Annotated in this window: 13 protein-coding genes; 12 read left to right on the top strand and 1 reads right to left on the bottom strand. The window is 55.5% G+C overall.

Translation table 11 applies throughout. The features are described 5' to 3' along the window. Positions 1-118 precede the first annotated feature (118 nt). On the top strand, positions 119-2,662 hold the full coding sequence (locus HY298_17240) for a hypothetical protein (GenBank protein ID MBI3852005.1): 2,544 nt from the start codon (positions 119-121) through the stop codon (positions 2,660-2,662). On the opposite strand, the gene HY298_17235 is transcribed toward HY298_17240, so the two are convergent. Continuing rightward, positions 2,547-3,770, bottom strand: coding sequence for a hypothetical protein (locus HY298_17235; GenBank protein ID MBI3852004.1), 1,224 nt, complete (start codon positions 3,768-3,770; stop codon positions 2,547-2,549). The genes HY298_17240 and HY298_17235 overlap by 116 nt on opposite strands. A gap of 245 nt (positions 3,771-4,015) precedes the next feature. Between HY298_17235 and HY298_17230 the strand changes: the two genes are divergently transcribed. The 11 genes from HY298_17230 (at position 4,016) to HY298_17180 (ending at position 15,345) form a co-directional block, all read left to right on the top strand. Next, positions 4,016-4,456 (top strand): transcriptional repressor, encoded by a 441-nt coding sequence (locus tag HY298_17230; protein ID MBI3852003.1) that lies wholly within the window; start codon positions 4,016-4,018, stop codon positions 4,454-4,456. Positions 4,457-4,486: 30 nt separating this feature from the next. Continuing rightward, entirely contained in the window at positions 4,487-5,935 is a 1,449-nt protein-coding gene (gene sufB / locus HY298_17225; protein ID MBI3852002.1) for a Fe-S cluster assembly protein SufB, read from the top strand. A gap of 137 nt (positions 5,936-6,072) precedes the next feature. Further along, the gene (gene sufC / locus HY298_17220) at positions 6,073-6,831 is read left to right on the top strand and encodes a Fe-S cluster assembly ATPase SufC (GenBank protein ID MBI3852001.1); all 759 of its coding nucleotides are present in this window, start codon (positions 6,073-6,075) and stop codon (positions 6,829-6,831) included. 167 nt (positions 6,832-6,998) lie between these two features. After that, positions 6,999-8,873 (top strand): RNA polymerase sigma factor RpoD, encoded by a 1,875-nt coding sequence (gene rpoD, locus HY298_17215; GenBank protein MBI3852000.1) that lies wholly within the window; start codon positions 6,999-7,001, stop codon positions 8,871-8,873. A gap of 174 nt (positions 8,874-9,047) precedes the next feature. After that, complete coding sequence (gene rpsU / locus HY298_17210; protein ID MBI3851999.1) at positions 9,048-9,245, top strand: 30S ribosomal protein S21; 198 nt, start codon at positions 9,048-9,050, stop codon at positions 9,243-9,245. A 62-nt stretch (positions 9,246-9,307) separates the two neighbouring features. Continuing rightward, a complete protein-coding gene (locus HY298_17205; protein ID MBI3851998.1) occupies positions 9,308-10,222 on the top strand; it encodes a sugar phosphate isomerase/epimerase in 915 nt (304 codons plus the stop codon). 70 nt (positions 10,223-10,292) lie between these two features. After that, positions 10,293-11,615: a CCA tRNA nucleotidyltransferase gene (locus tag HY298_17200; GenBank protein MBI3851997.1), complete on the top strand. Its 1,323-nt coding sequence runs from the start codon at positions 10,293-10,295 to the stop codon at positions 11,613-11,615. Positions 11,616-11,752: 137 nt separating this feature from the next. Then, the gene (locus HY298_17195; GenBank protein ID MBI3851996.1) at positions 11,753-11,980 is read left to right on the top strand and encodes a hypothetical protein; all 228 of its coding nucleotides are present in this window, start codon (positions 11,753-11,755) and stop codon (positions 11,978-11,980) included. Next, complete coding sequence (locus tag HY298_17190) at positions 11,925-12,608, top strand: hypothetical protein (protein ID MBI3851995.1); 684 nt, start codon at positions 11,925-11,927, stop codon at positions 12,606-12,608. The genes HY298_17195 and HY298_17190 overlap by 56 nt, the downstream gene beginning before the upstream one ends. Positions 12,609-12,630: 22 nt before the next feature. Further along, positions 12,631-13,854, top strand: coding sequence for a tetratricopeptide repeat protein (locus HY298_17185; protein ID MBI3851994.1), 1,224 nt, complete (start codon positions 12,631-12,633; stop codon positions 13,852-13,854). A gap of 57 nt (positions 13,855-13,911) precedes the next feature. Next, entirely contained in the window at positions 13,912-15,345 is a 1,434-nt protein-coding gene (locus HY298_17180) for a sigma-54-dependent Fis family transcriptional regulator (GenBank protein MBI3851993.1), read from the top strand. Positions 15,346-15,358: the final 13 nt, after the last annotated feature.

Here is a 15,358-nt window from a genome sequence, read left to right as displayed (position 1 = left end):
GGACAGGACACGAAGGCGACCGAAGATGCGAACACAAAGTCACCCGTCTGGAAACGCCGGCTGGCTCCGGTTGGAAGGTGACGAAGCGACCGGGCAAGTCGGACGAAAGTTTGTTCCTATGAAAATTGCCGCACTGCTCTTTGGTCTCACCTTGGGCATCGCCGTTGGCGCGCCCACCAATGACTGGCCGGTTTATCGCCACGATGTCGCGCTCTCCGGAGTCACGCCCGCCAAGGGCCGAATCGTGACACCTGAAATCAAGTGGGAGTATTACCTCGGCGCTCCATTCGTTGGCATCGCGGCCAACAAAAACGATGAACCCTCGAATGTGGCCGATCTCGATGGCGACGGCACGCTGGAGAAGTTTTCGTTGACTGGCAAAACGATTGAGGTCACGGACTTGTCCGGCAAGCGGCTGTGGTCATTCACCGTGAATGGTTTTCCACTGGGCGGCAATGTCCGCGTGTGCAAATTGTTTCCCGATCGCAAGGGAATGCAGATCATCTCCTTCTCGCATCGCATGGACACGGGCGAAGGACAGGGGTATTGCTTCACGTTCGACAAAGGCGCACCGCACGGCGAACTGGCGTGGACGACCGGCCCGCTCAAGGATCAATACGCGCCGACGCTCATCGTGGACGACGTGGACGGCGACGGCTTGCCGGAGATTGTCACCGCGCCGCATTATCGCGTGCAGATTTTCAACGGCCAAACCGGCGACTTGAAAGCCGAAGTGCCCGTGGCCAAAGGTAGAAACTACGGCATGTTGCTCAGCCGCCTCCGCCACGACCGGCCGCAAAAGGACATCTTCGTCATCAGCGATTTCGTATTGCACGTTGAGTGTGTTCGCTTTGAAAACGGAAAATGGGTTCACGCCTGGGGACACAAGTATCTCGAAAACGAAAATGCGCCGCGTCCGGAGGGCCGGCCCAATTACCTCCACGTCGGACCGAATCCGGTGACGGACCTCGACGGCGATGGCCAGGACGAGATGGCCTACATGCTGGTGGACGGGGAGGTGGATGATCAATGGCATCTCATCGTCCGAGATTGTGAGACGGGTAAAGTGAAGGCGGACATCGCCGGCGTGTGGTTGTGGTCGATCACTGATCTGAATGGAGACGGCGTCTCGGAGCTCATCTACACGCCGACGCGCGAAAAGCGTCCGCCGACTTACTGCGACCTGCATATCGGCCGTCTCGAGGGACACAAGCTCATCGACCTCGCTGTGCTCAAGCGAGTCCGTCCGGTGCTCATGAATGCCACGCTGCCGCCCACGGCGAACACGATTGCCGACGAAGGTTCATTGGATATTTTGCGCGCCGACATCGACAGCGACGGCAGACCCGACTTCTTCTTCGCTGAGAAAAGCAACGCGGGCCGGTTTGAAGACACTTTTCGCGCTGCTTCGCTGATGCCTGACGGGAGTGTGAAACGGACTTGGAAGTTTGCGCAACCCGGTCACCGCTTGAACCTCGTCTTTGCCAGTGCTAATGAAGTTCACATTCGCGACCTGACGGCGGGCAAGGCGCTGACCGTTGACACGAAAGGTAAAGTTACCCATCAATCCGATTTGGGAAAATCAGGCGGCTTCACAACGATTCCTATCGCCGTTGACTTGGACGGCGATGGGCGAAACGAAATCATCGTGCAGAATGCAGCGGGGGAAATCGTCGTGCTTAAGCCGGGGAAGGAGCACTCGTCACCGCCGACGATTCTCTGGTCATTGCCCGGCGTGGGGATGGGCTTGTCCCCTGGCTACGCACTGAATGGCGCGCGTTGCCCGCAGGCCGCGGACTTGGATGGCGACGGACGTCCCGAAGTCCTGTTCGCGGCGGAGGACGAGCACGGATTGAGTTCGCTTGTCTGTGTGAACGCGCGAGGTAAGATCAAGTGGCGTCGTTCCATCGAAGGGTGTCCGTGGGGCGGGTTGCAGGCGGGCATTGACCATTGGACGTTCGGACATTTCACGGGCCGGCGGCGCGGACTGGATGTTTATGTTGACCTGCACCGCCGCTCCAAGGGCAGCGGTGAAGGTTGGGTGTTGCGCGGCGACACGGGCGAAGTCGTCTGGCAGCGCAAAGGACTGGTTGCCAAGGAATCTGCCATGCCATTCGGGGGCGGAATTCCATCCGTGGCGGACATGAACGGCGATGGCATCGATGACCTTGTGCAGATGTTCTTCACGATTTACGGGGTCATCAGCGGTAAAACAGGCGAGCCAATTTTTCCGCCTGCCTTCGTGACGAGTACCAATTACTTCGGCAAGTGGCTTGCGTACTCCGAACCAAGCGTAGCCGACCTCAACGGCGACGGCAGATTAGATGCCTATCTCAACGCCCGCTCTTACGCGCGCGGCGGGTATGCCGCCGTTCACGCCGACGGCAAACCGCTTTGGGCAGAGTTTCACAACAACGACGAAGGCTCCAACGGCTTGGGGCCGGTCGGTGATTTCGATGGCGACGGCAAGTTGGAAATCGGCGTACCTGTCTTGAACGGCACGCTGCTTTGCCTCAACGCCGCGGATGGTTCGCACAAGTGGGGCATCAAATCTGCGTGGCCTTCACCAAGGCAGTCACTTGTGAGCCGAGTTCGGACTCAGCGCGGTAAACGAACCAAAAGTTGGTTGGCATGGCCGAACGGCTGTCGGACTCGGAGCTAGTCGGCCCTTCCACCACTTCCAAGTCAGGAATGTTTCTGCCTTTAGACTTCTTGGGGAAGATCGGCTTTGCCGGGGTCTTTGAAAGAACGGCTTCCTGATTATCGAGTGTGACCGCACGGGGTGTGCCTGCCGCATCAAGGCTCATTCTGTTTTCACGGGTAATTATATTTTTTGAGCCTATCAAACTGCTGTCAAATCCGCTATTGACCTGGCGTTTTGCTTCACGAGCTGTCAGCCCCGTTCGATCGGCGGCTTCAGAAGGGATGCCGTCGTAACGGACGGCCAACCAGTGCTGGAACCAGAATAAGCGGGGTATCACAATGCTTGCCGCAGCGACTGTCGCCGATTTCAATTCTGCCTCTTTACCTTGGATTGTCAGGAGTGGTGGTTTGGGACTCGTCGTGACGCCGAGATGTTCGCGCGCCGCAGAATACAACGCCCGCGACAATTCGTGTTCCTCCCAGAGCCGTTGCCAGATTTCTTGCACGTTACGGTCATCTTCCGAGACAAGTTGCAGAAAATAAGGGGTCAACGGAGTGGGATGATAGATGGCGCTCGACCAAAAGGAGTCCGCTGTGCTGGGAGAGTTTAGGACACTGCGATTGGTTTCGAGGTTTTGTAGTTCGAGCAATTTCCATTGGGCCAGCGGCCCAAGTTCAAGACCCGTGTCGCCGATTGCGTCTGGAAATTTATCCACGACGATTTTGAATGTGTTCGCAGCTTCTTGAAATTTCCCCTGCCGCGCCAGCAAGACAGCGTCGTTGTATTTCGCGATGGCTTGGGAATTGTCCGACGGTAATTCTGTTGAACTCAGCGGCCGTGGAATAGGGTCGAAAGGTCGCGGGAAAATCAGTTCACCCGTTTGATCAATCTGAAAGGCGTGATGCTTGAAGAGGTTGGAGTCGTTCGTTGCTGTTAATGCGGTCCAGATTTTGGGGAGGAGATCGTCCGCGATGGCTTGGGCGCGCTCGGTTGCTTCGTGTTGAGCCAAAATCTTGTCCTGACGCAGAGAGAAGATGCCAACCGCCGCCAGCACCACGACGGGAAGCACAATCAACAAGCCTTGCCAGAGGAAGGTCGGTTTCTTGTTAAAGCTTAATCGAGTCATGACTGTTGGTATCGTTAATTGATACCCAGGTTAAGCAAGGCTGGGGAGCATAAATGTCACGGTTTTGTAAAATCGACCGGGCAAACGAAACCCACCCCTGACCCCCTCCCTGGAGGGGAACTTTGTGGGGAGGAGCGTCATCTGATTTCTTCCGCCCGGCACTGGTCGGGCTTGGGCCGCCTTTATTTAGAATAATTCCAAATATTGACAAGCCCGCTCTTCGCCGGTTAAATTGGCGTGACCTGATGAATCTTTTGGGAAACAAAAAGAATGAGCGGCAACTGACCGAGCGGCTGGCAACGAACGGATTTCGTTTCACGTCCCAGCGGCAGCAGGTTTATGACGTGTTGCTCCAAAAGCTCGATCATCCGACGGCGGAAGAGGTTTTTATCCGTGCCAAACGCGCGCTGCCGGACATCTCGATGGCGACGGTCTACAATTGCCTCGCTGCGTTGGTGCAGTCCGGTCTGGTGCGGCAGGTCCAGCTTCAACGCGGGGCGACGCGGTTCTGTCCGAACATGGAAGAGCATTGCCACTATTACTGCGATGAATGCGCGGCGGTTTTTGACGTGGCGCTGCCGGCGGATTCGCCGAGCGTACCGCGCCCGAAGGGCTTCAAGGTGGATCATTACGACATCGCCGTTCATGGCCTGTGCGCCGATTGCGCGGGGAAGAAACGGAAATGAACGCCGCAATGCTTTAACGAGTTTTTTGCCATGAGTACAGCAACGGAAACCATCGAAGGCCTGGTCAAGCAGGAATACAAATACGGTTTTTACACGGATGTCGAAACCGATTCCGCGCCGCCCGGTTTGAGCGAGGACACGATTCGTCTCATCTCGCGCAAGAAGAACGAGCCGGAATGGCTGATGGAGTGGCGGCTCAAGGCGTATCGGCATTGGCTGACCATGACGGAGCCGACGTGGCCAAAGGTGCATCACGAAGTCATCGATTACCAAAGCATCGTTTATTACTCCGCGCCGAAGAAGAAAGGCGACGGCCCGAAAAGTCTGGACGAAGTCGATCCGAAGCTGTTGGAAACGTACGAGAAGCTCGGCATTCCGTTGCGCGAACGGGAACGGCTGGCGGGCGTGGCGGTGGACGCGGTGTTTGACAGCGTTTCCGTCGGCACCACTTTCAAGAAACAACTCGGTGAGAAAGGCGTCATCTTCTGTTCGTTCAGCGAAGCGGTGCAGGAACATCCCGAGCTCGTGCGGAAATATCTGGGCATGGTCGTGCCGTACACGGACAATTTTTACGCGGCGTTGAATTCGGCAGTCTTCACGGACGGCTCGTTTTGCTACATCCCCAAGGGCGTGCGTTGCCCGATGGAGCTCTCGACTTACTTCCGCATCAACGCGGCGAACACCGGCCAGTTTGAGCGCACGCTCATCATTGCTGAGGAAGGCGCCTATGTGAGCTACCTCGAAGGTTGCACGGCGCCGATGCGCGACGAGAATCAGCTTCACGCCGCGGTCGTCGAGTTGATCACGCTCGACAAGGCGGAAATCAAATACTCCACCGTGCAGAATTGGTATCCCGGCGACGAGAACGGCAAAGGCGGCATTTACAATTTTGTGACGAAGCGCGGGTTGTGCAAAGGTCGAAACTCGAAGATTTCCTGGACGCAAGTGGAAACGGGTTCGGCCATCACCTGGAAATATCCGAGCTGCATTTTGCAAGGTGAGAATTCCATCGGCGAATTTTATTCCGTTGCGGTGACGAACAATTATCAGCAGGCTGACACCGGCACGAAGATGGTTCATATCGGCAAGAACACGCGCAGCACCATCATCTCGAAAGGCATTTCCGCCGGGCACGGCCAGAATAGTTATCGCGGCCTGGTGAAAGTTCAGAAGGGCGCCACGAACGCACGGAATTTTTCCCAGTGCGATTCGCTGCTGCTGGGCAACAAGTGCGGTGCGCACACATTCCCTTACATCGAAGTGAAGAACACCACCGCGAGCGTCGAGCACGAAGCCTCGACTTCCAAGATTGGCGAGGACCAGATTTTTTATTGCAACGCGCGGGGCATTTCTACGCAGGACGCGGTGAACATGATCGTCAACGGCTTCTGCAAGGAAGTGTTCAAGGAACTGCCGATGGAATTCGCCGTCGAAGCGCAGAAACTGCTTGGGGTGAGCCTTGAGGGTAGCGTGGGCTGAACGTCCCAGAACCGTCTTTCGATTTCTGTCCGTGGTCTCGTTAACTACGGTTTATAGGGCGGAAGCTAGGCGGGGAATTGAATATCGAGCCAATACCGATCGCATTAGAAATTGAACGAACAGAAATGAATCAACCGATACTTGAAATCAAGAATCTGCACGCCGGAGTCGAGGCCAAACAAATCCTCAATGGCGTCAACCTCACGATCAACGCGGGCGAAGTCCATGCCATCATGGGGCCGAATGGCAGCGGCAAGAGCACGCTTTCGCAAATCCTGGCCGGCCGCGACGGTTACGAAGTGACGCAGGGTGAAGTGATTTACTGCGGCCAGGACTTGCTCGAGCTCGATCCGGAAGAGCGCGCTCGCGAAGGGATTTTTCTCGCGTTCCAATACCCGGTGGAGATTCCCGGGGTGAACAGCACTTACTTTTTGAAATCGGCCCTCAACGAAGTCCGCAAGCACCGAGGTCTGCCAGAACTCGACGCCATGGAGTTTCTCGTAGTGGTGAAGGAACGGATGAAGATTCTGCGTTTGTCGGAGGATTTTTTGAAGCGTCCGGTGAACTACGGTTTTTCCGGCGGTGAAAAGAAGCGGAACGAGATTTTCCAGATGGCCGTGCTCGAACCGAAGCTCGCGATTCTCGATGAAACCGATTCCGGTCTCGACATTGACGCGTTGAAGGTCGTGTCCGAAGGCGTCAACAAATTGAGACGGGCCGACAATGCCCAACTCGTCATCACGCATTATCAGCGGCTCCTGAATTTCATTGTTCCCGATTACGTCCATGTGCTTGTCGATGGCCGGATCGTTCGCTCCGGCGGCAAGGAACTCGCGTTGGAATTGGAAGAAAACGGTTATGACGGCGTGGTGAAGGGCGAAGCCGTTACCCTCTAGGAAGACCTTGGATCGCGTCCAAAACGCCCAATAATGACGCGGCGGTTTGGGCGTTGTAACCGTTTGGTAGCGCTGCCGTTTACTACATTGCTTGACTCGACCACGGTGTTCAGGCATACTGGGAGGCTGTTTTTGCAGCGCAAATGCGACGCACCCATATAAAAGATATGATTAAATTGAAGGCCAGAAAGGCCGCCACCAAATTCACAACCAAAAGAACCGTTCGCAAACATGTTAAAACACCGTCCGCCAAAGCGCACCGAGTCGTCACCGGAAATGGAGCGTCCGAGTCTCCCGCTGCCGCAGTCAAGGACTTCAAGAAGACCCGAAACGGTCACGCTGGCAACGGCCATGGCAAACTGCAATTGTCCGCCGCCTCGGATGGCAGCACTTCGATTGGGCCGGTGAAAAGTCATACCGGCGTCGATCTGACGGAAAAGATCAAGGAGTTGATCCGGCTTGCCCAAGAGCAGGGCCATCTGAGCTACGACGACATCAACGACGCGCTGCCAGACAACATCGTCACGCCGGAGGACCTGGATGAGATCTACACCAAACTCCGCAACCTTGACATCGAGATCGTCGATCAGGCCGAAGTGGACAACGTCAAGCAGGTTGAACCCGAGGAGCCGGACGAGAAAGTCCGCCTGGATATTCTGGACGATCCAGTCCGGATGTATCTCAAACAAATGGGCCAGGTGCCCTTGCTGACCCGCGAACAGGAAGTGGCCATCTGCAAACGCATTGAGGAAGCCGAAAACGAAGTCAAACGGATCATTTATAGCTTTGGCTTTACCGGCAAGGAACACATTGCGCTCGCCGAGAAGTTGATCTCCGAACCACCCAAGGAACGCTTCGACCGCGTCATCGTGGACAAAAAAATTGAAGGCCGCGAAAGCCACCTCAAAGTCCTGCGCAAGCTGGTCAAGCAAGTGCGGCAACTCGATCAGCAAGTGGACGAGAAGTACGCCAAGTGGCAGGCAACCACCAATAAAACGAGGCGCGAAAGGCTGCTGGCCGAGTTCAAGAAGCTGGACCGAAAACTCCAGGACTCATTCCCCAAGTTTTTCTACAAGCACAAAGTGATCGAGGAAGTGACGCTGGTGACCGAAAATATCCACGATAAAATCCAAACCAGCAGGCGCGCCATTCAGGACTTGGAAAAGCATCGTAAGTCCAGCCAGCAACAGGCGATCATCGCCGCCGAACGGCAGAAGATTCAAGCCTTGGAAGTCTTTGTGCGCATGTGCTGCGACGACTTCCTCAAGGCTTATGCGCGGTTGAAGAACTTCGCCGCCAAGGCGCACCAGGCCAAGACGGAAATGGTGGAGGCAAATTTGCGGCTGGTCATTTCCATCGCCAAAAAATACACCAACCGTGGTCTCTCCTTTCTCGACCTGATCCAGGAGGGCAACATGGGTCTGATGAAAGGCGTGGAGAAATTCGAATACCGTCGTGGCTTCAAATTCTCCACATACGCAACCTGGTGGATTCGCCAAGCCATCACCCGTTCCGTGGCCGACCAGGCCCGCACCATCCGCATCCCGGTGCACATGATCGAGATCATCAACAAGCTGATGCGGGTGCAAAAGCAACTCGTTCAGGTTTTGGGACGTGAAGCCGCGCCGGAAGAAATCGCGGATGAAATGCAAATTCCGGTTGATCGGGTCCGCGCCATCCTGAAAATGGCGCAGCAGCCGATCTCGTTGCAATCACCCGTTGGCGACAGCGGCGATGTGAACTTCGGCGATTTTATTGAAGACAACGCCGCAGAAAATCCGTCAGACATGACCAGCTACAGCCTGTTGAAGGAACAACTGCATGATGTGTTGGAGAGTTTGACGGAGCGCGAGCGGAAGGTCTTGGAATTGCGGTTCGGCCTGGGAGATGGGTATTCTCGCACACTGGAGGAAGTGGGCAAGCAGTTCAAAGTCACCCGCGAACGCATCCGCCAGATCGAAGCCAAGGGCTTGCGCAAGATGCGGCATCCTACCCGGTTGCGCCAGTTGCAGGGCTTCCTGCAAACCGAGGAAGCGGCTTAAGGACAACAGGAAACGGCCGTTGTTTATTGGGGTTTGGAGGCTTTTTTGCCAAAGCTTTTTTGCCGATTGACACTGACCGCGCGCAAAAATACCCTCCAGCCCCTGACTTAAGTGAACAGAGCGGCCATGGTGGCCCTTTCGATTCCGAAGTCACCGAGAGGAAGTGAATCAGTCTTGACTGAAATCAGATTAAAAAAAGGCGAATCAGTTGACCGCGCGTTGCGGCGCATGAAGAAAAAAATCGACCGCGAAGGTACGATGAAACAAGTGCGCAGCCGCCGCCATTTTGAGAAACCCAGCGAACGCCGCCGTCGCAAGATGAAAGCGGCCCGGTTTTCCGCGATGTTGAGCGCTCGCTACGCGGACCTGTAATGGTTTGAACTCTTCGGGCCGGGTGCGGTCGAAAACCCAACTGCACTCGGCTTTTGTTTTTTATGTACTCACTTTCCACCTGCTGGAATTCCCATCGCCACACCGATGGCCGCGCCATGTTGCGCGAGCTTCGCGATCTGGGCTTTGAGTTCGCTGAATTGAGTCACGGCACCCGCATCAGCCTGTTGCCCGGCATCCTTGAGGCCGTGGACGCCGGCGAAATCAAAATCTCCAGCCTGCATAACTTCTGTCCGCTGCCCATGGGCGTCAATTACTCCGCGCCCAATCTCTATCAGTTCTCCGCCGAGTCCCCCCGCGAACGCGAAAACGCCCACCGCCACACCCTCAAGACTTTTGAATTCGCTGTGCGCGTGAAAGCGCCCCTCGTCGTGCTGCACCTCGGCAGCATCGATATGAAGGACTACACCGACAAACTCATCGACATGGTCGGGCGCGGCGAAAAGAAATCACCCAAATACGCGAAGCTGTGCGCGGAACTCACTCAAAAACGCGAAGCCAGAAAAGGAAAATTCGTCGAGCGAACCCACGAGATGTTGCGCCGCTTCCTGCCAGAGGCCGAAAAGCACGGACTTAAACTGGGCATCGAAAACCGGGAAGCGCTGGAAGAAATCCCGCTGGAAAGCGATTTCCAGTTGTTCTTCGACGAATTTTCCAGCCCGGCCATCGTTTATTGGCACGACTCCGGCCACGCGCAAATCAAGGATAATCTTGGCTTCATTCATCATGCGACCCATTTGGAGTCTCTGCGAGACCGGCTTTTTGGCTTTCACATTCACGATGTGCAGTTTCCCGGACGCGATCACTGCGCCCCCGGCTCCGGCACGATTGACTTCGCTGCGCTCAAACCGATGGTGAAAAGGCAGCACATCAAAGTATTTGAATTCAGCCCCGCCCTCACCGTTGAGGAACTTAAAAGCGGCGTCGCTCACGTGAAGGGGATTTGGGGCGATGAATGAGCGTGTGAATTTACGATTTACGATTTACGATTTGCGCGGCGTCTTACAGCGCACTCGTTAATCCCAAATTATGAGCGACTCCCTGCGCTCCGTCGCAATAGAAATTGTTCATCGCCTGCAAACCGCCGATTTTGTCGCCTACTGGGTCGGCGGTTGCGTGCGCGATTTCTTGCTCGGACGCGAACCGGAAGATTACGACGTCGCCACCAACGCGGTGCCGGAGCAGATTGAAAAACTCTTTTCCCGCACCATTGCTGTCGGGCGCAAGTTTGGAGTGATGCTCGTCGTTGAACAGGGTCACCAATTTCAGGTGGCCACCTTCCGCGCGGAATCGGATTATCAAGACGGGCGGCATCCGGAAATAATCAGTTTTGGCGACGCGCGCGCCGACGCCTTGCGCCGCGATTTCACCGTCAACGGTTTGTTCTACGATCCGATTCGCAAACAACTCCACGACTGGGTGGGTGGCGAAGCGGATTTGCGCGGGAAAATTCTCCGCACCATCGGCTCGCCAGCGGAACGGTTCGCTGAAGATCACTTGCGGTTGCTGCGCGCCGTTCGCCTCGCGGCGCAACTCGATTTTCAAATCGAATCCGAAACCTTCGCTGCGTTGAAGGCCAACGCGCCACAGATTCTGACCATCAGCGCGGAGCGGATTCGCGAAGAACTCATCAAACTGTTCCGCGCACCGCACGCGGCCCGTGGTTTGGAATTGTTGCGCGAGAGCGGTTTGTTGGTCCAGGTGTTGCCGGAAATCGCCGCGACAGTTTCCTGCAAACAATCACCCGATTTTCATCCCGAAGGCACGGTCTTCAATCACTTGCGGCTGATGCTCGACCAGTTGCCGGCCGATGCGCCGCCTTCCCTGCCGTGGGCGGTGCTGCTCCACGACGTGGCCAAGCCCGTCACCGCCGCTCCCGATCCGGCCAATGGCAGCATCCACTTTTACGGCCACGAAAAAGTGGGCGCGGAAATGGCGGAGGCGTTGTTGCAACGGCTGAAATTCCCGCGCAAACAAACGGATGAAATCGTCGCGTGCGTGCTGCAGCACATGCAGTTCAAGGACGTAATGAACATGCGCAAGGCAACGTTGCGACGGCTGCTCCTCCGCGAAACATTTCCGCTCGAACTGGAACTGCACCGGCTGGATTGCCTCGGCTCGCACGGGCAACTGGACCACTACGAATTTCTTGTGGAGCAGGCGGCGCAACTGGCAGCACAGCCGGCCATCCGGCCGCCGCTATTGACGGGCAATGATTTGATCAAGTTGGGCATGAAGCCCGGGCCGGCGATGGGTGAATTGCTGAGCGAGATTCGCGAAAAGCAATTGGCTGATGAATTGAAAACGGCTGACGAAGCGCGCGAGTGGGTGAAGCGCAGCTTCAAAAAGTAGGAGACGAGGTGACGAGTCTCTAATTTTAACAATCGAAGACAGTCAGCGTCTTGTCACCTCGTCTCCTACATCATTGAAGGAGCAGAAAAGCCGGTTTTCCTTTTGACGGAAGTCCCTTCCCGCGATATGAATGAAGCATGCGGAAAAAGGGCAAGCCACGTCACGACACCTGCTGGCGCAAGTCGCGCATCGCCGCGCGGATTTTATTGCGCGAGGAAGCGGGCAAGCTTACCCAGCGCGATGTCGCGCTGGCACGCAAACTGGCGGCGGATGTCGAAGTACTGCCGCGACTGATTGACCAGGCCATTCATGGAATACGCGGCAAAAAACTTAGACTGGAACGCGAGCGCTGGCCAACGGCTTGACGAACTGGCGCGTGCTCTGCCCCAACGACCGCGTCTGGAACTCACCGTTTTTGGTTCCGCGCCGTTGCAATTGCTCGTCGAGCGCACCTTCTTAAGCGAGGACATTGATATTTCGCCCCCGGAAGAGGCTTACGATCTCCTCACCAGCCTCGTGGCGGAAAAAGGATGGGCCAAAGGACAAAGCGATTTTTACATCCAGGTTTGTGACCATCTGGCCTTTCGCACGACGAAGGACTGGATGTCGCGCGCGGTGCAAGCGGAGCGACAGGGACATCTTTTTATTTTTCCGCATCCGTGGGACATTTTGGTCAGCAAACTTCAGCGGCTTGATCCAAAAGACATTCAAGCATTCAAACTGGTGATGGAGCGGACGGGCCATCCCACTGAGGAGGAATTTGGCGCCCATCTCCAAAAGGCGGTGGACTTGTATCGCCCGAAGTTCGACGAGGAAACGGCCCGCGGCGACATGATGATGAACACGCGCCTTCTCTGGCAAACGCTTTGGAATAAGGAAATTGACGTGCGCGCTGCGATCATCCGTCCCGCATTGGCACGCAGCCGTCACGATGACGGCGATCCTACGCTTAAAACCCGGTTGGCGAATTTGAAATTGCCGGGAGAAAGATAGCAGCGCCTACTGGCGGAATGGTATGACAATTAAAATGCATAATCTCTTGCTCGCGTTATTTGCCTCAACCATGGTCGCGGGATGCAGCGATCGTGGAAAAATCCACAAGCTGTTCCAACAAGCCAAACAAGCGCAAGATAGAGGTGACTACGACACGGTCATTTCCCGTATGAATGAAGTTTTGGAAATGAATCCAAGAATTGCGGCTGCCTACGATAACCGCGGACTCGCGTACGACGGTAAAGGTAAATTCGATAACGCGATTGATGACTACAAAACTGCTATTTTGCTCGATCCAAAAGATGCTGAAGCCTTTTACAATCGCGGTAACAGTTATAACCACAAAGGGGATTTGGACCAAGCAATTCGTGACTGGACCGAAACGATACGACTCAATCCAAAGGAGTTCGCAGCCTACAACAATCGTGGTTTCGCCTTCTATAAAAAACGCGATCTAAACCAAGCACTGAGCGACTTCAACGAAGCGCTCCGACTCAATGCGAAGGCAAATAGAGCATATTACAATCGTGGGCTTGTCCACTACGACAAAGGCGACTTGGAGAAGGCGATCAGGGATTTCAATGAAGCTATTTCACTTGAGCCGACATATTTCGCGGCTCATTACAGTCGGGGAATTGCTTACAACAAGAAAGGCGACTTCGACGAGGCAATCAAAGATTTCAACGAAGCGATTCGACTCAATCCAAAAAACGCCGGAGCATACGGCGGGCGTGGCCATACTTATGGGCTTAAAGGCGATTTAGACAAAGCGATCGCTGACTACAGCGCAGCCATTGGACTCGACCCCAAAAATGATTTGGCTTACGAGAGTCGCGCGCATGCTCACTATCGGAAAGGCGATATCGAAAAAGCGCTCGACGATCTTCATGACGCGATTCGAATTAATCCAACAAATAGTTTTGCCTACAATGGGCTGGCATGGCTTCGAGCTACATGTCCTACTGCTTCAATTCGAAATGGGAAAGAAGCGGTGGAGTTGGCTACGAAAGCCTGCGAATTGACGAACTGGAAGGAATGGCATTCCGTCGGCGCACTCGGAGCAGCGTATGCCGAGGTCGGCGATTTCGATCAGGCGATCCGAGTTCAAAAACAAGCCCTGAGCATGGACGGTTTGACCAACAAAGATCGCGCTGAAGCGCAAGAGCGAATCGAACTTTACGAACAAAAGAAGCCATATCGCGAATTTCCGAAGCAGGGTAGTGAGTTTCCACGTCCTAGTGATTGATCAGATTTCTCTGTTTGTTTCAGCCAGTTTGATTATTGTTCGCATGGGAAATGTTTAATGAACAAGCTCCTCCTCATCGACGACGAAGCGGACGTGCAATACTCGTTCCGGCGGATCTTTGACTCGCAGGAGATCGAACTCGCCACGGCTTCCAGCGGCGAAGAGGGGCTGAAACTGATCCCCAAACTCAAACCCGACCTCGTTATCATGGACGTGCGCATGGGCGGCATCAACGGGCTGGAGACGTTGCGTCGCCTGCGGCAGATCGATTCCAAATTGCTCGTGATTCTGATGACCGCTTATGGCACCACGCAGACGGCCATCGAGGCGATGAAGCTCGGCGCCTACGATTATCTGCTCAAACCGTTCGACGTTCCCAAGCTCAAGGAAATCGTGACCGGCGCGCTCAAGGCCGCGCGCGACATGAAACAGGTCGTTTCGTATCAACCCTTGCTGGAATCGGAAGATTACGATCTGGGCATCGTTGGGCGCAGCGACGGGATGCAGCAGGTTTTCAAATTGATCGGGCAACTGGCCGCGTCGGATGCCACTGCGCTCATCACGGGCGAAAGTGGCACCGGCAAGGAGCTTGTCGCGCGCGCCATTTACAGCCACAGCGAACGAAGTAAACAACCTTTTCTCGCGATCAATTGCGCCGCCATTCCGGACAATTTGTTGGAAAGCGAATTGTTTGGCCACGAGAAGGGCGCATTCACCGGCGCCGCGGCACAGCGCATCGGCAAATTCGAGCAATGCAATCATGGCACCATTTTCCTGGACGAAATTGGCGACATGACGCCCGCCACCCAGACCAAGATCCTGCGCGTGTTGCAATCAGGCACTTTCGAGCGGGTCGGTGGCAATCAGCCGATTCAGGTGGATGTCCGCGTCATCGCCGCCACGAACAAGCCGTTGGAGCAGGCGGTGGCGGCACGCCGATTCCGGGAGGATTTGTTTTACCGCTTGAACGTCGTGCGCGTCCAACTTCCGCCACTGCGTGAACGGCGGGATGATGTTCGTTTGCTCGTCAATTATTTCCTGCAAAAATTCTCGCGCGATCAACAGCGACCGCCCAAGTCCATATCGCCTGGCGTCATCAAGGCGCTGGAGCGGTATCATTGGCCTGGCAACGTGCGGGAATTGGAGAACGTGATTCAACGGGCGCTGGTGGTGGCCAAGGGCGATGCGATACTGCCCGGCGACTTGCCCCCGGAAATCACCGGTCAACAAATTTTGGCGGCCACGACTGCGGCGGTGTCAACCGGCGAGAACCACGACCTGGATGCACTGGCGGTTCAATTGTTCCGCTGGGCGCGCCAGGACAACAAACGCAAGGTGATTCCGGCGGTCGAGCGCGAGTTGATCATTCAAGCCCTCAAGGAAACCAGTGGCAATCAAGTGCAGGCTGCCAGACTCCTGGGCATCACTCGCGCCACACTGCGCAAGCGCGTCGAGAAATTCAAAATCCGGCGCGAGGTGTCAATAAAATGACAGTGAAGACTGT

Source organism: Verrucomicrobiota bacterium, from assembly GCA_016200005.1.
In the GTDB taxonomy this organism is placed as follows: domain Bacteria; phylum Verrucomicrobiota; class Verrucomicrobiia; order Limisphaerales; family PALSA-1396; genus PALSA-1396.
The sequence above is the reverse complement of the archived record's forward strand: the minus strand, read 5'-3'. Positions and strand labels throughout refer to the sequence as shown.

Coding starts and splice junctions, on each gene's coding strand:
- sufB (MBI3852002.1), top strand. CDS start 4,487: ATGAGTACAGCAACGGAAACCATCGAAGGCCTGGTCAAGCAGGAATAC.
- rpoD (MBI3852000.1), top strand. CDS start 6,999: ATGATTAAATTGAAGGCCAGAAAGGCCGCCACCAAATTCACAACCAAA.
- HY298_17230 (MBI3852003.1), top strand. CDS start 4,016: ATGAATCTTTTGGGAAACAAAAAGAATGAGCGGCAACTGACCGAGCGG.
- HY298_17190 (MBI3851995.1), top strand. CDS start 11,925: ATGGAATACGCGGCAAAAAACTTAGACTGGAACGCGAGCGCTGGCCAA.
- HY298_17200 (MBI3851997.1), top strand. CDS start 10,293: ATGAGCGACTCCCTGCGCTCCGTCGCAATAGAAATTGTTCATCGCCTG.
- HY298_17235 (MBI3852004.1), bottom strand. CDS start 3,770: ATGACTCGATTAAGCTTTAACAAGAAACCGACCTTCCTCTGGCAAGGC.
- HY298_17205 (MBI3851998.1), top strand. CDS start 9,308: ATGTACTCACTTTCCACCTGCTGGAATTCCCATCGCCACACCGATGGC.
- HY298_17180 (MBI3851993.1), top strand. CDS start 13,912: ATGAACAAGCTCCTCCTCATCGACGACGAAGCGGACGTGCAATACTCG.
- HY298_17195 (MBI3851996.1), top strand. CDS start 11,753: ATGCGGAAAAAGGGCAAGCCACGTCACGACACCTGCTGGCGCAAGTCG.
- HY298_17240 (MBI3852005.1), top strand. CDS start 119: ATGAAAATTGCCGCACTGCTCTTTGGTCTCACCTTGGGCATCGCCGTT.
- HY298_17185 (MBI3851994.1), top strand. CDS start 12,631: ATGACAATTAAAATGCATAATCTCTTGCTCGCGTTATTTGCCTCAACC.